General features: G+C 39.8%; 23 protein-coding genes and 1 tRNA gene. 14 read left to right on the forward strand and 10 right to left on the reverse strand.

Going from position 1 to position 19,918, the window contains the following annotated elements:
- Nucleotides 1-40: 40 nt before the first annotated feature.
- Entirely contained in the window at nucleotides 41-940 is a 900-nt protein-coding gene (locus CHB71_RS02920) for an alpha/beta hydrolase (protein ID WP_089355373.1), read from the reverse strand.
- A 40-nt stretch (nucleotides 941-980) separates the two neighbouring features.
- Nucleotides 981-1,574 carry a TetR/AcrR family transcriptional regulator gene (locus CHB71_RS02925; RefSeq protein WP_089355374.1) on the reverse strand — a complete coding sequence of 198 codons (594 nt, stop codon included), beginning with the start codon at nucleotides 1,572-1,574 and terminating at the stop codon, nucleotides 981-983.
- 137 nt (nucleotides 1,575-1,711) lie between these two features.
- Here CHB71_RS02925 and CHB71_RS02930 point away from each other — a divergent pair, with 137 nt between their 5' ends.
- Together CHB71_RS02930 and CHB71_RS02935 are read left to right on the forward strand one after the other, a co-directional pair.
- Nucleotides 1,712-1,894 (forward strand): hypothetical protein, encoded by a 183-nt coding sequence (locus CHB71_RS02930; protein WP_089355375.1) that lies wholly within the window; start codon nucleotides 1,712-1,714, stop codon nucleotides 1,892-1,894.
- Nucleotides 1,866-2,117, forward strand: coding sequence for a hypothetical protein (locus tag CHB71_RS02935; RefSeq protein WP_144017312.1), 252 nt, complete (start codon nucleotides 1,866-1,868; stop codon nucleotides 2,115-2,117). Before CHB71_RS02930 ends, CHB71_RS02935 begins: the two co-directional genes overlap by 29 nt.
- On the opposite strand, the gene CHB71_RS02940 is transcribed toward CHB71_RS02935, so the two are convergent.
- Nucleotides 2,109-2,181, reverse strand: a tRNA-Phe gene (locus tag CHB71_RS02940). The two genes, CHB71_RS02935 and CHB71_RS02940, sit on opposite strands and share 9 nt — an antisense overlap.
- A gap of 83 nt (nucleotides 2,182-2,264) precedes the next feature.
- On the opposite strand from CHB71_RS02940, the gene CHB71_RS02945 reads away from it, so the two are divergent.
- The 7 genes from CHB71_RS02945 (at nucleotide 2,265) to CHB71_RS02975 (ending at nucleotide 9,191) form a co-directional block, all read left to right on the forward strand.
- Nucleotides 2,265-3,575: a (Fe-S)-binding protein gene (locus CHB71_RS02945; protein ID WP_089355377.1), complete on the forward strand. Its 1,311-nt coding sequence runs from the start codon at nucleotides 2,265-2,267 to the stop codon at nucleotides 3,573-3,575.
- Complete coding sequence (locus CHB71_RS02950) at nucleotides 3,572-4,366, forward strand: (Fe-S)-binding protein (RefSeq protein WP_089355378.1); 795 nt, start codon at nucleotides 3,572-3,574, stop codon at nucleotides 4,364-4,366. Before CHB71_RS02945 ends, CHB71_RS02950 begins: the two co-directional genes overlap by 4 nt.
- A 1-nt stretch (nucleotide 4,367) precedes the next feature.
- On the forward strand, nucleotides 4,368-4,850 hold the full coding sequence (locus tag CHB71_RS02955; protein ID WP_089355379.1) for a hypothetical protein: 483 nt from the start codon (nucleotides 4,368-4,370) through the stop codon (nucleotides 4,848-4,850).
- Between the two features lie 80 nt (nucleotides 4,851-4,930).
- Nucleotides 4,931-6,910, forward strand: a complete 1,980-nt coding sequence (locus CHB71_RS02960; protein ID WP_089355380.1) for an OmpA family protein — start codon at nucleotides 4,931-4,933, stop codon at nucleotides 6,908-6,910.
- 30 nt (nucleotides 6,911-6,940) lie between these two features.
- Nucleotides 6,941-8,104, forward strand: a complete 1,164-nt coding sequence (locus CHB71_RS02965) for an AIR synthase related protein (RefSeq protein WP_089355381.1) — start codon at nucleotides 6,941-6,943, stop codon at nucleotides 8,102-8,104.
- On the forward strand, nucleotides 8,101-8,679 hold the full coding sequence (locus tag CHB71_RS02970; RefSeq protein WP_089355382.1) for a GNAT family N-acetyltransferase: 579 nt from the start codon (nucleotides 8,101-8,103) through the stop codon (nucleotides 8,677-8,679). The genes CHB71_RS02965 and CHB71_RS02970 overlap by 4 nt, the downstream gene beginning before the upstream one ends.
- Nucleotides 8,679-9,191: a DUF456 domain-containing protein gene (locus CHB71_RS02975; protein ID WP_089355383.1), complete on the forward strand. Its 513-nt coding sequence runs from the start codon at nucleotides 8,679-8,681 to the stop codon at nucleotides 9,189-9,191. Before CHB71_RS02970 ends, CHB71_RS02975 begins: the two co-directional genes overlap by 1 nt.
- Here CHB71_RS02975 and CHB71_RS02980 read toward each other — a convergent pair.
- From CHB71_RS02980 to CHB71_RS03010, 7 genes are all read right to left on the reverse strand, one after another.
- Nucleotides 9,188-10,039, reverse strand: coding sequence for a geranylgeranylglycerol-phosphate geranylgeranyltransferase (locus CHB71_RS02980; RefSeq protein ID WP_089355384.1), 852 nt, complete (start codon nucleotides 10,037-10,039; stop codon nucleotides 9,188-9,190). The two genes, CHB71_RS02975 and CHB71_RS02980, sit on opposite strands and share 4 nt — an antisense overlap.
- Nucleotides 10,036-10,761, reverse strand: coding sequence for a Rossmann-like and DUF2520 domain-containing protein (locus tag CHB71_RS02985; protein ID WP_089355385.1), 726 nt, complete (start codon nucleotides 10,759-10,761; stop codon nucleotides 10,036-10,038). Before CHB71_RS02985 ends, CHB71_RS02980 begins: the two co-directional genes overlap by 4 nt.
- Nucleotides 10,762-10,964: 203 nt before the next feature.
- Nucleotides 10,965-13,451, reverse strand: a complete 2,487-nt coding sequence (locus tag CHB71_RS02990) for a heme lyase CcmF/NrfE family subunit (RefSeq protein ID WP_089355386.1) — start codon at nucleotides 13,449-13,451, stop codon at nucleotides 10,965-10,967.
- A gap of 28 nt (nucleotides 13,452-13,479) precedes the next feature.
- Nucleotides 13,480-13,887, reverse strand: a complete 408-nt coding sequence (locus tag CHB71_RS02995) for a cytochrome c maturation protein CcmE domain-containing protein (protein WP_089355387.1) — start codon at nucleotides 13,885-13,887, stop codon at nucleotides 13,480-13,482.
- The gene (locus tag CHB71_RS03000; RefSeq protein WP_089355388.1) at nucleotides 13,884-14,090 is read right to left on the reverse strand and encodes a CcmD family protein; all 207 of its coding nucleotides are present in this window, start codon (nucleotides 14,088-14,090) and stop codon (nucleotides 13,884-13,886) included. Before CHB71_RS03000 ends, CHB71_RS02995 begins: the two co-directional genes overlap by 4 nt.
- Nucleotides 14,083-14,757 (reverse strand): cytochrome c biogenesis protein CcsA, encoded by a 675-nt coding sequence (ccsA, locus tag CHB71_RS03005; RefSeq protein ID WP_089355389.1) that lies wholly within the window; start codon nucleotides 14,755-14,757, stop codon nucleotides 14,083-14,085. Before ccsA ends, CHB71_RS03000 begins: the two co-directional genes overlap by 8 nt.
- Entirely contained in the window at nucleotides 14,757-15,407 is a 651-nt protein-coding gene (locus CHB71_RS03010; protein WP_089355390.1) for a heme exporter protein CcmB, read from the reverse strand. The genes ccsA and CHB71_RS03010 overlap by 1 nt, the downstream gene beginning before the upstream one ends.
- A 120-nt stretch (nucleotides 15,408-15,527) precedes the next feature.
- On the opposite strand from CHB71_RS03010, the gene CHB71_RS03015 reads away from it, so the two are divergent.
- From CHB71_RS03015 to CHB71_RS03035, 5 genes are read left to right on the forward strand one after another with little or no spacing between them, the layout of a single operon-like run.
- Nucleotides 15,528-16,472, forward strand: a complete 945-nt coding sequence (locus tag CHB71_RS03015; protein WP_089355391.1) for an SDR family oxidoreductase — start codon at nucleotides 15,528-15,530, stop codon at nucleotides 16,470-16,472.
- Nucleotide 16,473: 1 nt separating this feature from the next.
- On the forward strand, nucleotides 16,474-17,529 hold the full coding sequence (gene rfbB, locus CHB71_RS03020; RefSeq protein WP_089355392.1) for a dTDP-glucose 4,6-dehydratase: 1,056 nt from the start codon (nucleotides 16,474-16,476) through the stop codon (nucleotides 17,527-17,529).
- A 3-nt stretch (nucleotides 17,530-17,532) separates the two neighbouring features.
- Entirely contained in the window at nucleotides 17,533-18,396 is an 864-nt protein-coding gene (rfbA, locus tag CHB71_RS03025; protein WP_089355393.1) for a glucose-1-phosphate thymidylyltransferase RfbA, read from the forward strand.
- Nucleotides 18,393-18,944 carry a dTDP-4-dehydrorhamnose 3,5-epimerase gene (gene rfbC / locus CHB71_RS03030; RefSeq protein WP_089355394.1) on the forward strand — a complete coding sequence of 184 codons (552 nt, stop codon included), beginning with the start codon at nucleotides 18,393-18,395 and terminating at the stop codon, nucleotides 18,942-18,944. The genes rfbA and rfbC overlap by 4 nt, the downstream gene beginning before the upstream one ends.
- Nucleotides 18,944-19,888, forward strand: a complete 945-nt coding sequence (locus CHB71_RS03035) for a UDP-glucuronic acid decarboxylase family protein (RefSeq protein WP_089355395.1) — start codon at nucleotides 18,944-18,946, stop codon at nucleotides 19,886-19,888. The genes rfbC and CHB71_RS03035 overlap by 1 nt, the downstream gene beginning before the upstream one ends.
- The last annotated feature ends 30 nt before the right edge of the window (nucleotides 19,889-19,918 follow it).

Genomic DNA, 19,918 nt, shown 5'->3' on the forward strand with positions numbered 1-19,918 from the left:
ATCTTTATGAATGTCCTGATTGCAAATTTTAAAATGAGCGCTATCGCATGAATTTTTGAATGTAATCAATGATTGAATCATTGGCCATGATCCTGTAATGGCCCAATCCTTTAACATGAACGAATGATGCATGAGGCCATGCTGCTTCAAGCTCTTCTCCTTTACTAAAAGGAATTACTTGATCATCTTCGCAATAAAAAAGGTGCGTATCGATGTTCTTTAAATCACTCGCTTTTATCCGCAAATCGAAATAGTCAATGGAGTGATGATATTTTTCTTTAACCAGGCCACACATCGCATGATAAACGGATTCATTGCAGCCCACATCATTGACAATATCCTTAAAAAAGTACCTTATGTAAGGGGGAGCTGATATAACGAAAAAGTGTTTCGGTTGGAAGGCCGAACCAAGCTCACTTAATGCAATTCCTGAAGCTAGAGCACCTATTGAGTGTCCAATGACCGTTTGATATGGACCATTTTTAGCAATATGATTTTTTATAATATCCCGGAACTCAGGCATGGCCGTATGTTTTCCCTGGGATTTTCCATGTGCTCGCATATCAATTGCTTCAACCTGATATCCTTCTGCAACAAATTTCTTGATCATGCGCCTAAAATCAGCAGCTTTTGATCTCCACCCATGACAAAGTAGGACTTTTGGTCCGGGTGTCCCCCATCGATAATACTTAATCAAATCACCTTGATAACTGATTTGGGATACTTGTGCTTCACTTAGGATCTGTCTTTGTGGGTCAGTGTAACCGACTCTTCCTGGCATGGTGAAGTAATGCCATATAATAGAAGCTGATTTCTTCGGAGACGCATGCTGAAGAAGCCCGAGTCCTTTTTTAATTATTTCAATTTTCCAGTTCGTTTTTGGAGGTCGCTCGGCAGGCCGACTAATATCTTCTCCTTTTATTTCTATGTGAGTAACCATGATTTAATATACCAATCGGTATTTTAATGAATAAATTTTTTTAAGTACTTATATCTTTGATCTGTTTTAGAACAAACCGCTTAACAAAATCAAATGATCTGCTATCTCCTTCAATTCTTGATACTGAGATGGCGCCTTCAATGGTTGCGTAAAAGAAGTTGGTAAATTCCTCTGCGTCAACATCTCTTTTCACCTGTCCTTCCATTATACCTCGATTGATGATCTTCATCACAGAATCTTTAAGTAAAGCAATAGATCTAATAACACGTGATCGAAGAAATGGTAGGTTATCATCCGCTTCGATAGATGAATTTAAAACAGGACAACCTCCAGGTATCGGTGGATCATTTAAATATTCCTCATAGAAATCCATAATTGCAATTAGTTTAGCTGGTGCGGTTTTCTCAGCACTAACTCGCTTAGCCAATGCTCCGGCTACAATTTCTACACCCCTTTCAAATGCTGCTGTTGCTACCTCATCTTTATTTTTAAAATTCCCATAGATGGCTCCTTTAGTAATACCTGTTGCAGCTGTAATGTCTGATATAGATGCTGCATTATAGCCCTTCGTGTTGAAAATGGGCAATGCCTTCTCAATAATAAGCTCTTTAGTATGTTCAGGGTTTCTCGCCATAATGCAAATATACCGATCGGTATATAAATAACGAAAACTAATTTATAAAGTTTCTAAAATAGTATGCATGCATACTATTTTAACAAAATGATTTTATCTTCGGGTTCAATTAAAAGAAAGCTGAAATTGGTAGCTTTATGAGCGATAAAGCAGAAGGGCATGAAAATAAAAAAGCCACCCTAAAGAGGATGGCTTTATGTGGTGCTGAGTGGATCGATCGGAGTGGCGTTCCACCCACCGACTCACGGATTTTCGAATTCGTAGATTTGGTAGAAAACAAAAAAGCCACCCTTGAAGAAGGATGGCTTGGGTGGTGCTGAGTGGATCGATCGGAGTGGCGTTCCGCCCACCGACTCATGGATTTTCGAATTCGTAGATTTGGTAGGAAACAAAAAAGCCACCCTAAAGAGGATGGCTTTGGTGGTGCTGAGTGGATTCGACCGGAGTGGCGTTCCACCCACCGACTCACGGATTTTCGAATTCGTAGATTTGGTAGGAAACAAAAAAGCCACCCTTGAAGAAGGATGGCTTGGGTGGTGCTGAGTGGATTCGAACCACCGACTCACGGATTTTCAGTCCGATGCTCTACCAACTGAGCTACAGCACCAAAATTTGGGTTGGCAAAAGTAGGTATTTCTTTGAAAAGGCAAAATTTAATTTGAAGTTCGTAGTAAGAATTTTTAAAGCATTATGGAATATATCCCTCAAATCGTTTTTGTACTGGTAGCAGGTTTCTTCGGTTTCCTCATTTTCAGAAGAATCAGGCGTATTTCCAGTAATATAAAGTTAGGTAAAGATGTTAATCTCACCGACAATAAAAGTGAGAGGTTAAAGAATATGATTTTGGTCGCCTTTGGTCAAAAGAAAATGTTCAAGCGTCCAATACCTGCTTTTTTACACTTACTCATCTACGTGGGCTTCATATTGATCAATATTGAGGTGTTGGAGATTGTGATCGATGGCATCTTTGGTACACACAGAATTGCTGCTCCAATACTTGGAAGCTTGTACACCGGAATGATCAATTTCTTTGAATTTTTAGCAGTAGGTGTTCTTTTCTCCTGTATTGTCTTTTTGATTAGAAGAAATATTCTTCGAATCAATCGATTCAAAAAAATTGAGATGGTGGGCTGGCCATCCCTGGACGCTAACTTGATTCTGATTATTGAAATTTTGTTGATGGTAGCCATTCTGGGTATGAATGGTGCAGACCAGATCTTACAAACCAGAGGAGCTAACCATTATACGGAGACAGGATCATTCTTTTTCAGCTCTGCCATGTTCGGTTGGCTGGATCAGTTTGAAACAAGCACTTTAATTCTAATTGAAAGAGCAGCCTGGTGGTTTCACATTGTGGGAATTTTTGCCTTTGCTCTTTATGTCACCTACTCCAAGCACTTACATATTTTCATGGCTTTCCCAAATACCTATTACAGTAGATTGGATCCAAAAGGGAAGATGACCAATATGGAGGAGATCACCAATGAGGTGAAAATGATGCTGGGTATGCCTGTAGAGGGTGATAGCTCACCACCTCCTGAGGGAATGAGGTTTGGAGCAAAAGACGTGAATGACCTCACCTGGAAAAATTTAATGGATGCTTATGCATGCACGGAATGTGGCAGGTGTACCTCAGAGTGTCCGGCAAACCTTACCGGTAAGAAACTTTCTCCGAGAAAAATCATGATGGATACCAGGGATCGCTTGGAGGATGTAGGCAAGAATGGTTTGGATGATGGAAAATCATTATTGGGGGATTATATCACCAAAGAAGAAATAAATGCATGCACAAACTGTAACGCATGTGTAGAAGCATGTCCGGTCAATATCAACCCACTTGATATCATCTTGCAAACGAGGAGATATGTAGCAATGGAGGAGTCAGCAGCTCCTGAGTCTTGGAATATGATGTTCCAAAATGTGGAAACGAATTTTGCGCCGTGGAAATTTGGCGTACAGGATAGATTTAACTGGTCTAATGAATTAAAAGAAGGAAAATGAGCGAAATACAAATACCAACCGTAGCAGATTTAGCAGCTAAAGGAGAAAAGCCTGAGGTTCTTTTTTGGGTGGGCTGTGCCGGATCTTACGATGATCGTTATAAGAGTGTAACTAAAGCATTTGTGAAAATTCTCAACAAAGTTGGTGTGAAGTTCGCAGTGCTAGGACCGGAAGAAACCTGTACCGGTGATCCTGCGAGAAGAGCAGGAAATGAGTTTTTATTCCAGATGCAGGCCATGTCTAACATACAGGTCTTAAATGGGTATGAGATTAAGAAAATTGTGACTGCTTGCCCACATTGCTTTAATACCTTGAAGAATGAGTATCCTGAACTAGGGGGCAACTATGATGTTATTCATCATTCACAATTTTTGCAGGAGCTAATCAATGATGGGAAGGTAGAGTTGAAAGGTGGAGGTGAATTTAAAGGCCGGAAAATCACCTATCATGATTCATGCTTCTTGGGACGCGCAAATAATGTTTATTCAGCCCCAAGGGCAGTTCTGGAGGCCTTGGATGCAGAGCTGGTAGAGATGAAGCGTTGCAAAACGAAAGGACTTTGCTGCGGTGCTGGAGGAGCTCAAATGTTTAAGGACGCAGAGCCTGGAAATAAGGAAGTAAACGTTGAAAGAACGGAGGAAGCTCTTGAAACGAAAGCAGATACCATTGCTGTAGCTTGCCCATTTTGCATGACTATGATGTCTGATGGAGTAAAAAACAAGGAGAAAGAATCCTCTGTGAAAGTCAAGGATCTTGCGGAACTCATTGCAGAATCAGAAGGTTTGGATTGATATGTTGATACCATTCGAAGAAATGCCCGATAATGCCCGTCTGTGGATTTACCAGGCGGATAGAAAGCTTGGTGATGAAGAAGTAAAATTCGTTGAAGCTAATACTGAATCTTTTTTGAATCAGTGGCAAGCACATGGTCAGGATTTAAAAGCCTCTTTTTCTGTCGAATATGATCAGTTTCTGATCATCTCGGTGGATGAGTCGTTCAGTCAGGCCAGTGGGTGCAGTATTGATGCTTCTGTTCACCTGATCAAAGCCCTAGAGAACGAACTCAAGGTTTCTTTTATGACAACCAGTCAGGTGGCGTTCCTTCAAGAGGAAGAAATAAATCTATACCCATTCAATCAACTCAAATCGCGGGTTGCTGAACAAACAATTACGCCTCAGACACTTGTTTTTGACAATACAGTACAAAATGTAGCAGAATTTAAGTCCAGATGGCTAAAAGAGAGTGGAGAAACCTGGGTAAAAAGGTATTTCTGATAGGGCATTTGGTTCGTTTCTTGTTTCTGGTTTAGCTAATTTCGGATAATCATACGGTCAAGGTTTTCGTTATTATACTTATGCGAATCATTCTATTCCTATTTATTTCTACACTCTTTGCGAGTTGCTCCATTGAGAAAAGCATGAATAATGCTGAGTATGACGCTGTAATAGCTAAACTTGGTAGTGCACCTTCGAAAAATTCTCCTGAAGAGAATGTGATGGTCGGGGACGCCTTCAGAAAATCCAATCGACTGGTTGAATCTATTCCTTTTTATCGGGAAGCTATTAAGCAAGGTACTTTGGAGGAAGCTCCGAATCTGTATCTGGCTCAAGCACTTAAAGTTGAGCAAGAGTATGATGAGGCAAAAAGAATATTGGATAACTATTTACCAAAGGCAAATGATGATAAGATTCGAAAGTTAGCGGAAAAAGAACTTCATAATCTTCAAAAAATTGATGAGTTAAAGCAAAAAGAAAGCTACTACAGGGTGAAAAATCTGGCAGACCTTAACACTGAAAAAGCCGAATACTCACCTGTCTATAGCAGAAACTACCTGTATTTTACTTCCAATAGAGATGGAAGCAAAATATATAGAACTACGGGCACTCCATTTACTGATATTTATCGTGTTGCGACAAAGGGAGCAAATGTAGAGCTGACAACACTTTCACCTTTGGACCCAATGATCAATCATTTAGATACAAATGAAGGGTCAGTTGCAATTTCACCGGATGGATCATCTATGATTTTTGCAAAAGGAAATGATGGAAAGGCTAAAGGATATAGCGAGGTAAACCTGTTTTTTACACGTTTTAGAAACGGAAAATGGTCAGAACCCGTACCACTTTCAATCAATGTTGCAGAAGCCTGGGATTCTACACCAGCATTTAGTCCTGACGGAACCACATTGTACTTTTCTTCTACCAGAGAAGGAGGGTACGGAGGGGCAGATCTTTATCAGGCTAAAGTAAATCGAAGAGGTCGATGGGTTGATGTGAGAAATCTTGGTCCCGAAATTAACAGTGCCGGAGATGATGTGTTTCCATATGTGAGTGAAGATGGAAGCCTATATTTCTCGTCCGATGGACATCCGGGGCTTGGTAAACTGGATATGTTTCGAGCAGTGCGAGAAGGAGGACATGTGACCGTTGAGAATCTGGGTAAACCGATGAATTCCTCAGCCGATGATTTTGGATTGTTTCAATTCAATTTGACACGAGGTTTTTTCACCTCTAATAGAAAAGGGGGAAGGGGAGATGATGATATCTATACCTTTATCAATGACGATCCGGACCTAAAAGTTGTAAACTACTTCTTGACGGGTGTGACTTATACTACTGATGACGCTGGGGAGGAAATTATTCTTCCAAACACCAAAGTATCTCTCACTGCAGACAATGGAGATGTATTAGACGAGGCATTTACTGGAGCGGACGGTAAGTTTGATTTCCGCGTCTATCCTGAAGAGCATTACGATCTTATTGGTGAAAAGACGGATTATTTCACGGTAAGAAAAGATTTTACAACCATTGGAAAAACGGTAGATAAGTCAACGTTAACTGAATTTATTACTAATATCACTTTTGAAACCAAAATCATGATGGATCCAATTGTGCTTGAGCGTGCAATAGTCCTTGACAACATCTATTATGATTTGGATAAAGCTAATATCAGATCTGATGCAGCACTGGTACTGGACAGTTTAGTCCAGATTATGAATGATAACCCGGAAATCTATATCGAATTGGGTTCTCATACGGATAGTAGGGCTGATGACGATTATAACATGAAGCTTTCTCAACGAAGGGCTCAATCAGCTGTTAGCTATATCATAAATGAAGGTATTCAAGCAGAAAGAATTGTTGCCAAAGGTTATGGAGAAACACAACTACTGGTTAAAAATGCTCAAACAGAAGAAGAGCATCAGCGAAACAGAAGAACCGAGTTTAAAGTACTGCGCTATAATCCTCGAGATCGAGATGATGATCTTCCACCCGATGAATCTGTAGATGAATATGACCGATTCTTTAAAGATTCGGGCGATGGAAACGGATAAACGCTTTTCTTTGCAATCAAAAAAGTTAGTATGACTGATCGGTACGCACAAAGAGGCGTTTCTGCAGACAAAGAGGACGTTCACTCCGCAATCAAGAATATAGATAAGGGCCTTTTCCCAAAAGCTTTCTGTAAGATCGTAGATGATATTTCTGCAGATCCGGAATACTGCACTATCATGCATGCGGATGGTGCTGGTACCAAATCTTCGCTAGCCTACCTCTACTGGAAAGAAACGGGTGATTTGAGCGTATGGAAGGGCATAGCGCAGGATGCGGTCATCATGAATGTAGATGACCTTCTATGCGTAGGTTGTACCGACAATATTCTCCTTTCCTCTACCATTGGCAGAAATAAAAACCTGATTCCAGGCGAAGTAATCTCTGAAATTATCAATGGCACTGAGGAGGTTTTGCAGATGCTACGAGACAATGGCATCAACATCAACTCCACTGGAGGAGAAACGGCTGATGTCGGTGATCTGGTGAAAACCATAATTGTAGACAGTACGGTTACAGCCAGAATGAAACGATCAGAGGTTATCAATAATGAAAACATACGTGCAGGTGATCTTATCGTAGGGATAGCTTCGTATGGCCAGACGGCATATGAAAAAGAATACAATGGAGGGATGGGGAGCAATGGACTAACCTCTGCTCGTCACGATGTGTTTAATAAGGTTTATGCAGAGAAGTATCCCGAGTCTTTTGATCAGGGAGTCCCTAGAGATTTAGTTTACAGCGGAACAAAGAAATTGACCGATCCGGTTGAAGGAGCTCCATTGGATGCTGGCAAGTTGGTACTTTCCCCCACTCGAACCTATGGGCCAATTATTAAATCGATTTTGAAAGAATTGAGATCTGAAATTCACGGAATGGTTCATTGCAGCGGTGGTGCACAAACTAAGATTCTGCACTTTATTGACAACTTAAGGGTCGTTAAGGACACAATGCTCCCAATTCCACCTCTATTTCAAATGATCCATGAGGAAAGTGGAACGGACTGGAAGGAGATGTATAAAGTCTTCAATATGGGTCATCGAATGGAGATTTATGCTGCTGAGGAGTCAGCTGATGAAATCGTGGAGATCGCCCGGTCCTTCAATGTAGAAGCTCAGGTAATCGGTCGTGTAGAAGCATCGGATAAGAAAGAGCTTATAATCCAGTCAGAACATGGTGTTTTTGAATACAAATGAAAAAGTTCTATATCCCACTATCGGATGATTTAATCACTCTTCTCCCTATGACAAAAGAGCATGTGTTGGAGATGCGCAAGCTCAGTGGAGACGCTGATGTATGGACATGGTATACCGAAGACCTCACTAGTCCCGATGCATTGCAAGACTGGATGATGAAAAGGTTTGAAGAATCGCAGCGAGGTGAGAAGATGACTTATGCTGTTCAATTGAACGAAACAGGGGGAATTATTGGATCGTCAAGCTATGGGCATATAGACTGGGAAGAAAAGGGAATAGAGATTGGATGGACGTGGCTGGGAAAAAAGTACATCGGTTCCGGAATAAACAAACACATGAAATTTTTGATGCTTCATCATGCTTTTGAGACAATGGAAATTGAGCGGTTGGAGTTACGGACAGATGAACTTAATACACGCTCCAGAAAAGCCATGGAGAAAATAGGAGCAAAACATGATGGCACTTTGAGAAATCACCGATCTACACAGGGAAGAAAACGTAGAAACACGGTTGTATATAGCATCATAAAATCAGAGTGGCCTGAGATTAAAACAACCATTTTCAAGGAATTTTAATGGAAGCTTTATTGATCATACTGTCAATCCTCTTAATTGCCGGAGGTGTCATTTTTTCCATTTTACCTCCGTTACCGGGCCCATTACTAACGTATGGAGCAATGATCTGCACACATGCAGTTTCTAATGACACACAGTTTAGTACAACTTCATTCATCGTTTGGGCAATTATTGGGATTATAATTATGGTTGCTGATTTTATACTGCCTGTAGCAGCCACAAAAAAGTTTGGAGGAACAAAAGCTGGTGTCATCGGAGGTATGATAGGGGTTGTTGCGGGAATTTTATTACCCATTCCATTTGGCATTATTCTAGGCCCACTGCTAGGGGCTATCATCGGCGACCTGTACGGAGGCAATCGAATTAAATCTGCTTTCAAGTCTGGCTTTGGATCCTTCCTGGGATTTCTGGTAGCCACTTCATTAAAGCTTTTCTATTCGATTATTCTAGGGGGAATCATTGTCTATAAGGTTGGTGGATTTACCGCCAATGCCATCATGCAGCTACTTTAGACCAAAAGCATACTCGCAAGACCCGCTACAATAATCATATCGACGTACGTTCGAATGATTTTGAAGTCCTTCATCTTATCCGCTTTGGCTAAGCGATAAGCAATCCATAATATGAAGATTAATACAGCGAAAAAAAAGTAACGTACATTCCAGTTGGGAAGTGAATAGAGATAAAAAGATAGCATCGCCATGCCAGCGGATCCAGCCAAAAAAATCATCAGCTTCGCTCCCCTTATCCCCCACACGATAGGTATGGACTGAATGCCGAATAGCACTTCTCCTTTAGCGCTTATAATGTCTTTGATGCTTTCGCGAATAAACACGATCACACAACCAAATAATGCATAGGCAACCACCAAAAGACTGAATTGTCTAAAATAAACGAGCACCAGTAAAAGTGTGAGGCAAGTGAGAAACGAGATTGTCAATGTACCTAACAAGATCCACCGCTTCAATACCGTACTATACACCCATAGCGCACCGGAGGAGAAAATATGAATAGCTCCAATGGCAGGATCAATGATAAAGCCAATGCCTATACCTGTCATCGTGAGGAGCGCATGTGCCAATAATGCAAACCTCCTTCTGAACGTTGTGCCAACAATCACCTCATTTGGACGATTGATCATATCAATTTTTTGATCGAAGTAATCGTTGATGATGTATCCGGCCGCCCCAATCATGCCAGTGCTTAATATAAAAAGAATGAAGGATGCCTTCATAAGCATCCAAAGCGGGACATTGAGGAGGAAATATGCTGTGATGAATTGGGTGAGCCCGATAATGACCAAATTCGGTATTCGGCTGGCTTTTAGAAATCCGAAAAAGTCATTGACAGTGATTTTCACTTCGAATTTTGTATGCTTTCCGTTATCAAACGGTAAATATTTTTCAATTGTTCGTCTTTAAGCATCTCTAAGTGCGAATTGATTGTTTCTTCATCTTCCCTCATTGCCGGCCCGGTTTGGGATGCCGAGGGATCGAGCTCCATAGCTTTTCGCACGGTTTCTTCAACGAGCGGTTGAATATCCTTAAATGTCATATCCAAATCTGCCAAAAGCTTTTCCGATAAATGAAACATGTGGTTGCTGAAATTGCAGGCAAATACTGCAGCAAGGTGAAGTTTGGATCGATTGGCTGAAGTAAGAAGGCGTACATCGTTACTAAAGCTTCTTACAAATGTGAAAATATCCTTTTCGCCCTCATCAGAGCCCTCTACAAAAACCGGGAAAGCAGTAAAATCAATATCCTTTGTTCGACTGAAAGTCTGTAAGGGATACATTACGCCATGTTTTAAATGCTTGGAAAGATCAGATATAGGGTTAGCTCCAGAGGTATGTAACATTACTGCCTCAGATGTGGCTATCGAATCGGATACACTTTTCACATCTCCGTCTGGAACACTGAGGATGATAAAATCAAAGGCCTCAGGATTCAACTGATCTATTGACAATATAAAGTCCTCACTTTGTGTTCGTGAGAAAATCGTTACCTCATGTCTTTTGGATGAAATTCGCTTGGCCAGATGATAGCCAACATTTCCATACCCAATGATTGCTACCTTGCTCATTGAGTAAAAATAGCTGATTAAAGCAAGTATGTGTCAATCACGAAAGGTTTTTCGAAATTGAAATGTATCAACTCCAATTTACCCTTTTGATTCCCTAAAGGGATTTTTTTGATAACACCCTTTAGGGCTGGGGTATATCTGCTTAAAAAGAAAAACCTTTTTCTACTATTTGCATCATGTGCATAGTGTTGTAAATCATGAAGCTAGGCTTCAACTCCTTTGTCCCGCATTTTCACAAACTCAAGATACCTTCTTCTGATAGCCACTACAAAGCCTATTACCAAAAGAAAAGTCCCTATCCATAACAGGTTAATCCATGGTTTTTTCACTGCTTCCATGATGATCCAATCCTTTTGAGTTGTTTGATATGCCAATAGGACAGCATTCTCTTGTGGAAGAATATTTTGAATAGAAATGCGAAAGGCCAAATCATCAACCTGATCGTCTATTCGTCCAACGAACTCACGGTTTCTAATGACAAAAATTGGTTCTGCCAGGTAATTCTTGTATTCCCCCTGTACTTCAATTACAGCCTTCACAGCTACATCCTCCTGATTTAATGGTGTACCATCTATTTCAGCAATGGGCTCCATACGTTCCAGGGTAGCTACATAGTCATTAATGAAAAATTGATCCCCAATTTCTACTTTGATTTCCTTAGGTTCGCTCCAGTCTGGTTCCTGATCCGGGTCTGGAAAGGTTCTGACATGCGTGTACATATCAGCACTGAGCTTTCGCTTAATATCAGGAGAATAAACTATCATATCCATCGCCTGATTGATTTGAACGCGAGGAAAAAGAGTGAATTCTTTTCCTTCCTTAGTATGGTACTCTACTTCAAAGAAGCTATTCTCCGGACTAATGAGCGTAAGTGTATCAGTGCCATTCTTAATTACTTTAAGAGGATCAGGTGTTAAGGTCAGCTCATTTTGATCCACATACCCATCTTCGCGCGTTTCCTTCCTGATGCCTCTGTAAATCATCGAATACTCCTTCATCTGGCGTGGCTCATTGATGAACAATAAAAGATTATCTCTATTCACTTCTTCCGGAAACTCGGTACTCCATACCATTGAGGTATAATTGGTCGACAGGATAGTGGAGTATCCACTTGAAAATAAAATTCCCACAAGCATTAAAGCTACTCCGATGTGAGTGATAGATCCGCCCGAAAGTTTGATGTTGGATTTGGCTACTCCAATAAAAATCTTCGCATTCGCTGTGATGGAATAGACACAGGTTACTAGCAGAATCAGGTAATAAGGGTTCGTAATTTTAGCAATGACAATTACCAACCCTGAAATTACAAGCGAGATAATAAATGGTGTGGTTAGTTCTGCTTTAAGCTTTTTCCTGTCCATCTTTTTCCACCAGAAAAATTGCCCGGTTCCTGAAAGAATAGCCAGGAAGATCGCCAGGATCATTTGTGGCAAAGAGTATGCATCATAAATGTCAGTCGGTGGGGCAAGATTTAAATCAAACCCGAAGAAGTTTGCGATTTGATTGTACACCGGCATAGAAGTATAGATCAATACCTGGAATGCCATCAAGCAAAGTACTGAAGCACCCATGAAAATCCAGAATTCACGGGAGTAGGTGGAAGTCTCCTCTTTTGTTGCTGGTATTTCTCTCCATCGTTTTGTGATAAAGAAAACAGACAGTGTTATGAACACGAGCAGATATATTAATAATTGCCCTGACAGTCCTAAGTCGGTAAATGAGTGAACAGATGAATTTCCCAGAATTCCACTTCGAGTCAAGAAGGTGGCGTAAAGCACCAGGATGAAACTGGCGACAACCAAAATCATCGAAAGTTTTAATGCAGATCCACTTTTTTTGTAGGCGATCATCACATGGATGGCAGCAACAAGCACTAACCACGGGATATAAATGGCATTTTCGACCGGATCCCAGTTCCAATACCCTCCGAAATTGAGTGTTTCATACGCCCAGTATGCACCCATCAAAATCCCCACTCCCAAAATCATCGCTGAGAATTGAGCCCATGGAAGAGCTGGTCTGATCCATTCCTTATTCTTCCCAATGATCAACCCTCCAATACAGTAGGCAAATGGAATAACTGTGGTAGCAAATCCTAAGAATAAAGTTGGAGGGTGAATGACCATCCAGTAATTCTGCAAAAGGGGGTTTAGTCCATTGCCATCTTCAGGTATAAAGTTTGGATTGGTTTTGAAAATCGGAGCATCAATAACCTCCCTCAACAGCATGAAAGGCGAACTGCCGAGTTTTACTTCAAAAATGACAACTCCCAGAATCATGGAAGCAAGAAATACCTGCGTCAGTGACATGATTAACATCACGGGGGCTTTCCAGAATTTATTCGTGTTGATCAGAATGATTCCGAGCACAGCATTCCAAAACATCCAAAGCAGAAAAGAGCCTTCCTGACCTTCCCAGAAGCAGGAAATTTGATAGTATACCGGAAGTATTTTTGAGCTGTGACTAAATACATAGTGATACTCAAAATAGTGGTTTGTTATCAGGTAAAAGAGCGTCCCAATAATCCCTAAAATTGCAAATGAATGGACATAGAAGATTTTAGCTCCGAAAGCTGTCCATTTTGCATCTTGGTTTCTCCCTTTGAAAAAGGCATATGCTGCCAATAGGCTTGAGACAAAAGCAATAATTGCGAATGCATGACCTAGCTGACCTTCGAAATAATGTATCATAGTTTAGCTATGGCTAAATGCCGGATTTTTAGCTTGTAAATTCAGGTTCTTCCTGATATTTGGATGGGCACTTTAGAAGAATTTTCTCTGCTACAAATTTATCTCCCTGATAGGCACCAACAATTACTACCTGTTCTGAACGTGTAAAATCGGTTGGAATAGGCTCAGCATAAAGTACTTGTTGCTTCATTCCATTTTCATCGAGCATTTCAAATTTGAAGGAAAGCTTATCGGGACTTTCTTCTATTCCAACCACTTCTCCGGAAGCAGTTTTTGGAAGCTCACCAACCACATGGATGCTTTTTTTGAATCCTTTTTCTGAAAGCTCTCTTGCTTCGTCAAATGAAACATACGTACTCGCATCACCAGCCATTGAGATGATCATGGTAATGGCGATTGCAATAATTATGATGGCAGCTATGTATTTCTTCTTCATTTCTCCTCAATTTCTTTCTCTAAACGCTTAGACCGTTTGTCCAGTTTGAATAACATGTAGAAAAATCCTGCAAGTATGATCAGGATGATTGCGATCACCACATAGATTTTTCCTTCTCCTCTAAAATCATCCGCCATTTCAACCTGCGCATTGGCAAATTGAGTTCCGATGAGCATTAATATTCCTAAAATATATTTAAGCATCTTCCAGTTTTTGTTTTGTGATTGAAAGCCGAATAGCGATGGTAGCTATCCAATATCCAAGTAGAGTCCAGCCGAATACTGCTAAGTAAAATACCTTTCTCAAGTTGCTATCCAGATCATATGCATTGAATCCTGGATTACCTCCGTTTCCTGGATGAAGACTATCGGACATTCTTGGTAGAATGAAAAGCAAAGGAATCATCAAGAAAAAGGCAAAAATGTTGAATACTGCTGATATTCTATTTCGCTGTTGCTCATCCTGAATAGATCCGCGAAGTACAAAGTAAGCTAGGTAAATTAGCAATGAAATGGCTGATGCATTTTGCTTGGGATCGTTGCTCCACGGTTCACCCCAGGTGTAATTGGCCCAGATCATCCCTGTTACTATTCCCAATACACCAAATGCTATACCCATATTGGCGAGTTGAGAACTGTAGATGTCATATTTGACTTCACCAGTTCTCAAATGCTTTACAGCATGTATTACGGATCCCAAGAAAAGCAAGATCATCCCAAACCACATTGGTACATGAAAGTGAAGTGCTCTTATGGTTTCGTTAAGTATTGGAAGTTCAGGAACGGGGAGCAGTAGCCCTCCGATAATCGTATATGCTAAAAGTGCTACACACAACCATTTCCACCAATCAGTTTTTAGTAAATAACCCATCACGATTTCCAGGTAAAAGGGAACAAAACGAATGTGAGCGCAATGATAATCACATCGACTGAGAAGAGTGTGGCAATGTTGCCTTGAATCTGCATAAGAATGTAACCGTCAAGGATTTTAAAGCTATTGCTAATAGCAAGTATAAGAACTGGGATTATAACAGGAAAGCCAAGAACCGCCATCATAATGGATCTATTGCTGGTGCGGAATGCAATCGAAGAAACCATGGTAAAAGCCGAACTTAATCCAAGACAACCCAATGTCAAATTCAAAATGAAAATCGGGTAATTAATTATGGGATTACCCAGTAATACAGCATAGACAATCAGAGAAATTGCTGCAATGGATAAAAGGTAAAGGAAAGAATAAATGAGTTTACCTAAAATTATTTCAGAAGGCTTACATAGGAAATAGTAGTAATGAGAGCGCCGCTCTTCTTGAATAAAACTTTTTGAAATAGCATTAATAGAAGTGAACAATAGAATGATCCAAAACAAAGCGTTCCACACCTCAACCGACACAAAGCCTTTGAAAGCCATGTAGGTTGCAAATATTGTGGACGCCAGATATAGGAGAATTCCAGAAATAGGATTCTGCTGTCTCCAATCAACGATCAGATCTTTTTTTATTAGTTGAGCAATGTGTTGCACAGTGCAAAAATACTATCCTGAGTCTTGCTGCCTTGCTATCAATTTGCAAAACGTTTAGCATTGCATAAATTTTCTGAATAGGGATGCAAGTGATCTTCTTACTTTGGAAAAGATAAAGCAATGAAAAAAATACTTGTAACAGGCGGAGCTGGATTTATAGGTTCAAATTTGGTAGAATCATTGCTGGAAAAGGGTTATCAGGTTGTCTGTTTAGACAATCTTGCTACTGGTTCACTAAGGAACATCCACGACTTTCTGGATCATAAGAATTTTGAGTTTGTTGAAGGTGATATTTTAGATTTTGATCTTATACTAAAATTATCAAAAGGATCATTTGCAATTTCTCATCAGGCAGCACTCGGATCAGTGCCTCGTTCGATTAAGGATCCGATTACTTCAAATAGAGTGAATGTTGAGGGAACCTTGAATGTCTTTAAGGCAGCAGTCGATAATAACATTGAGAGAGTTGTATATGCTGCCTCTTCATCCACTTATGGCGACTCTGCTGAATTGCCTAAAAAGGAGGATAGAATTGGCAAACCGCTATCGCCGTATGCTGTAACCAAGTTTGTGAATGAATTATATGCAGATGTTTTTCATAGAGTTTACGGGCTAAATACCATTGGATTAAGGTATTTCAATGTTTTTGGACCAAAGCAAGATCCAAATGGACCCTATGCTGCTGTAATTCCATTATTTATTAAAGCAATTCTTTCCGGTGAAAGACCAATTATAAATGGTGATGGAAGTCACAGTAGGGATTTTACATTTGTGAGTAATGCTGTACAGGCCAATATCAAAGCGCTGGAAACTTCGGCAGAAAATTATAATACTGTTTATAATGTTGCCTGTGAGCAAAAGACCAACTTAAAGGAATTGGTAGCTTATATTAACGAGGTAGAGGGTATGAATGTAGCTCCAATATTTGCCAATGAAAGAGAAGGTGATGTAAAACATAGTTTAGCTGATATTTCGAAAGCTAAGACACAACTTGGTTACCGACCCAGTCATCTAATCAAGGAAGGACTTTCAGTCACAATTGATTGGTACAGGGAAAAGAAATAACATGAATACAGGAGAAAATATACTAATCACAGGAGGAGCAGGGTTTATTGGATCACATGTGGTGAGAAGATTTATCAATTCAGACAAATACAAGGTTATAAGTTTGGATAAACTCACCTATGCAGGAAACCTTGAAAACCTAAGAGATATTGAAAATGAGCCAAACTATGAATTCGTAAAAGGCGATATCTGTGATTTTGATTTTATAAATGATCTCTTTAAGGATTATGATTTTCAGGGGGTCATACATTTGGCTGCTGAATCTCATGTGGATCGTTCAATTTCAAACCCAATGGAGTTTATACAAACCAATGTTGTTGGTACAGTAAGTCTGTTGAATGCTGCTAAGGAAGCATGGAGAGGAAAAGAGAGCCGAAGATTCTATCATGTATCTACAGACGAAGTATATGGATCACTTGGAGAAGATGGACTTTTTACGGAGACGACTCCTTATGATCCTAAATCACCTTATTCCGCTTCAAAAGCTTCTTCTGATCATTTCGTTAGGGCCTATGGAAATACTTACGATCTTCCATATATAATCTCCAATTGCTCAAACAATTACGGACCAAATCATTTCCCTGAAAAGTTGATTCCACTTATGATCCATAATATCAGGAATAAAAAGCCACTTCCAGTCTACGGGAAGGGTGAAAACATTCGTGATTGGTTATATGTAGAAGATCATGCAAGAGCAATTGAGTTAATTTTTGAGAAAGGCCAAAACGGGGAAACCTATAATATTGGTGGATTTAACGAGTGGAAAAATATAGACCTTGTTCATTTGCTTTGTGACGTTATGGATCGCAAGCTTGGAAACGAAGCGGGTACATCCAGAAAGCTCATAACTTTTGTGAAAGATCGTGCTGGGCATGATATGAGATATGCGATTGATGCATCAAAACTTAACAGCGAGCTTGGCTGGGAGCCATCACTTCAATTTGAGGAGGGCTTAGAAAAAACAGTGGATTGGTACTTTGATAATGAGCAATGGTTGAACGATGTAACTTCTGGTGACTACCTTAAATATTATGACGAACATTATACAAACAGATAAGAAATGAAAGGCATAATTCTAGCAGGAGGGTCAGGGACCAGGTTACACCCACTTACCTATGCGGTTAGTAAGCAGATATTACCTGTTTATGACAAGCCGATGATCTACTACCCATTGTCTACCCTTATGTTATCAGGCATTAATGAAATTTTGATCATCAGTACACCTCGTGATTTGCCAATTTTTGAGGAACTGCTAGGTGATGGTTCATCTCTCGGGTGCTCATTCTCCTACGCAGTGCAAAAGGAGCCGAAGGGTCTTGCAGAAGCGTTTATTATTGGAGCCGATTTTATTGGAAGTGATCCGGTAGCATTAATACTTGGTGATAATATTTTCTATGCTTCAGGGCTTTCTAAAAAACTTCAAGCCTGTATAAATCCTGATGGGGGGATCGTTTTTGCATACCACGTAAACGATCCTGAGAGGTATGGAGTTGTTGAATTTGATGAACAACGAAAAGCTGTTTCGATAGAGGAAAAGCCAAAGAGTCCTAAATCGAAATTTGCAGTACCTGGCCTCTATTATTATGACAATCATGTTGTAGAAATTGCGGAAAACGTAAAGCCAAGTCCGCGCGGTGAACTTGAGATTACAGATATTAATAATTACTACTTAAATGAAGGTAAATTAAATGTTCAAGTTTTTGATCGAGGTACTGCTTGGTTAGATACTGGTACATTTGCATCCTTAATGCAAGCAGGAAACTTTGTTCAAGTAATTGAGGAACGACAAGGTCTTAAAGTAGGGTGTATTGAAGAAGTTGCTTATAAAATGAATTTTATTTCGAAAGAACAATTAGAAAAATTAGCCAGGCCATTAGAAAAAAGTGGATACGGAACTTACCTTCTTAATGTTTTAGCACAATGAACGCAGAAGAGACAAACCTTAAGGGCTGTTGGATTTTAGAGCCAGATGTATTTGAAGATGAGCGTGGGTACTTTTATGAGGGCTTCAACGTAGAGAAGTTCAAAAAGGCAACAGGATTTGATTTTGATGTTAAACAAATCAATCAATCCAGATCATCGAAAGGTGTTTTAAGGGGCCTGCACTTTCAAACAGGTGACAAAGCACAAGCAAAGCTGGTTTCATGTATTGAAGGAGAGGTATTAGATGTAGCTGTCGATTTAATAAATGACTCCCCTACATTCGGTGAGTATTCATTGGTTAGATTATCTGCACATAATAAAAAGCACTTCTACATCCCTAAAGGGATGGCACATGGTTTTCTGGTTTTGACAGAGCATGCCAAACTAATGTATCAGGTGGATGCACTTTACTCCAAAGAACATGACTCAGGGATTATCTACAATGATGCAGATATCAGTATTCCTTGGGGCATGCAAGACGATCAAATTATTTTATCAGAAAAAGACAAAAACCTACCAACTTTAAAAGAATCTAAAATCGATTTTTAATGTCAAAAAAGAAAGTATTAATTACTGGTGGAGCTGGATTTCTGGGCTCACATTTATGTGACAGATTCATCAATGAGGGTTACTATGTAATCGCAATGGATAACCTTATAACGGGTGATATTCAGAACATAGATCATTTGATGGGTAAGCCAGATTTTGAATTTCATCATCATGATGTTTCAAAGTATGTACATGTTTCAGGGGAGCTTGAATATATTTTACATTTTGCTTCTCCGGCTAGCCCTATAGATTATTTGAAGATGCCAATCCAAACCATGAAAGTTGGATCACTAGGTACACTTAATTGTTTGGGCCTTGCAAAAGACAAAGGGGCAAGAATGCTGATTGCTTCGACATCTGAGGTGTATGGTGATCCATTGGTTCACCCACAAAAAGAAACGTATTGGGGGAATGTAAATCCAGTAGGACCAAGAGGAGTTTATGATGAAGCAAAACGTTTTCAGGAAGCTTTGACAATGGCTTATCATACTTTCCACGGACTTGAAACCAGAATAGTTAGAATCTTCAACACATTCGGACCTAGAATGAGACTTGATGATGGGAGGGTATTGCCAACATTTATTTCGCAAGCACTTAAGGGGGAAGATCTTACAGCTTTTGGTGACGGATCTCAAACCCGCTCATTTACATATGTTGATGACTTGGTTGAAGGAATTTACCGATTGTTAAAAAGTGATTACCCTCAGCCAGTCAATATTGGGAATACAGAAGAAATTACCGTAAAGGAATTTGGAGAGGAAATCATCAAAATTACTGGTAGCAATTCAAAAATTATATACAAAGATTTACCCAAAGATGATCCTAAACAACGCAAACCAGATATTTCTTTAGCAAAGAAAATTTTGAATTGGGAGCCAACATATACTAGATCTGAAGGTTTAATACCAACATTAGAATATTTTCAAAAAAAGGTTCTGAGCTAATTATTTGAATCTATTTTTGGGCCTTGATTC

It is taken from the genome of Ekhidna lutea (genome assembly GCF_900188325.1).
Lineage (GTDB): Bacteria > Bacteroidota > Bacteroidia > Cytophagales > Cyclobacteriaceae > Ekhidna > Ekhidna lutea.

Coding starts and splice junctions, on each gene's coding strand:
- CHB71_RS02920 (WP_089355373.1), bottom strand. CDS start 940: ATGGTTACTCACATAGAAATAAAAGGAGAAGATATTAGTCGGCCTGCC.
- CHB71_RS02925 (WP_089355374.1), bottom strand. CDS start 1,574: ATGGCGAGAAACCCTGAACATACTAAAGAGCTTATTATTGAGAAGGCA.
- CHB71_RS02930 (WP_089355375.1), top strand. CDS start 1,712: ATGAGCGATAAAGCAGAAGGGCATGAAAATAAAAAAGCCACCCTAAAG.
- CHB71_RS02945 (WP_089355377.1), top strand. CDS start 2,265: ATGGAATATATCCCTCAAATCGTTTTTGTACTGGTAGCAGGTTTCTTC.
- CHB71_RS02950 (WP_089355378.1), top strand. CDS start 3,572: ATGAGCGAAATACAAATACCAACCGTAGCAGATTTAGCAGCTAAAGGA.
- CHB71_RS02955 (WP_089355379.1), top strand. CDS start 4,368: ATGTTGATACCATTCGAAGAAATGCCCGATAATGCCCGTCTGTGGATT.
- CHB71_RS02960 (WP_089355380.1), top strand. CDS start 4,931: ATGCGAATCATTCTATTCCTATTTATTTCTACACTCTTTGCGAGTTGC.
- CHB71_RS02965 (WP_089355381.1), top strand. CDS start 6,941: ATGACTGATCGGTACGCACAAAGAGGCGTTTCTGCAGACAAAGAGGAC.
- CHB71_RS02970 (WP_089355382.1), top strand. CDS start 8,101: ATGAAAAAGTTCTATATCCCACTATCGGATGATTTAATCACTCTTCTC.
- CHB71_RS02975 (WP_089355383.1), top strand. CDS start 8,679: ATGGAAGCTTTATTGATCATACTGTCAATCCTCTTAATTGCCGGAGGT.
- CHB71_RS02985 (WP_089355385.1), bottom strand. CDS start 10,761: ATGAGCAAGGTAGCAATCATTGGGTATGGAAATGTTGGCTATCATCTG.
- CHB71_RS02990 (WP_089355386.1), bottom strand. CDS start 13,451: ATGATACATTATTTCGAAGGTCAGCTAGGTCATGCATTCGCAATTATT.
- CHB71_RS02995 (WP_089355387.1), bottom strand. CDS start 13,887: ATGAAGAAGAAATACATAGCTGCCATCATAATTATTGCAATCGCCATT.
- CHB71_RS03000 (WP_089355388.1), bottom strand. CDS start 14,090: ATGCTTAAATATATTTTAGGAATATTAATGCTCATCGGAACTCAATTT.
- ccsA (WP_089355389.1), bottom strand. CDS start 14,757: ATGGGTTATTTACTAAAAACTGATTGGTGGAAATGGTTGTGTGTAGCA.
- CHB71_RS03015 (WP_089355391.1), top strand. CDS start 15,528: ATGAAAAAAATACTTGTAACAGGCGGAGCTGGATTTATAGGTTCAAAT.
- rfbB (WP_089355392.1), top strand. CDS start 16,474: ATGAATACAGGAGAAAATATACTAATCACAGGAGGAGCAGGGTTTATT.
- rfbA (WP_089355393.1), top strand. CDS start 17,533: ATGAAAGGCATAATTCTAGCAGGAGGGTCAGGGACCAGGTTACACCCA.
- rfbC (WP_089355394.1), top strand. CDS start 18,393: ATGAACGCAGAAGAGACAAACCTTAAGGGCTGTTGGATTTTAGAGCCA.
- CHB71_RS03035 (WP_089355395.1), top strand. CDS start 18,944: ATGTCAAAAAAGAAAGTATTAATTACTGGTGGAGCTGGATTTCTGGGC.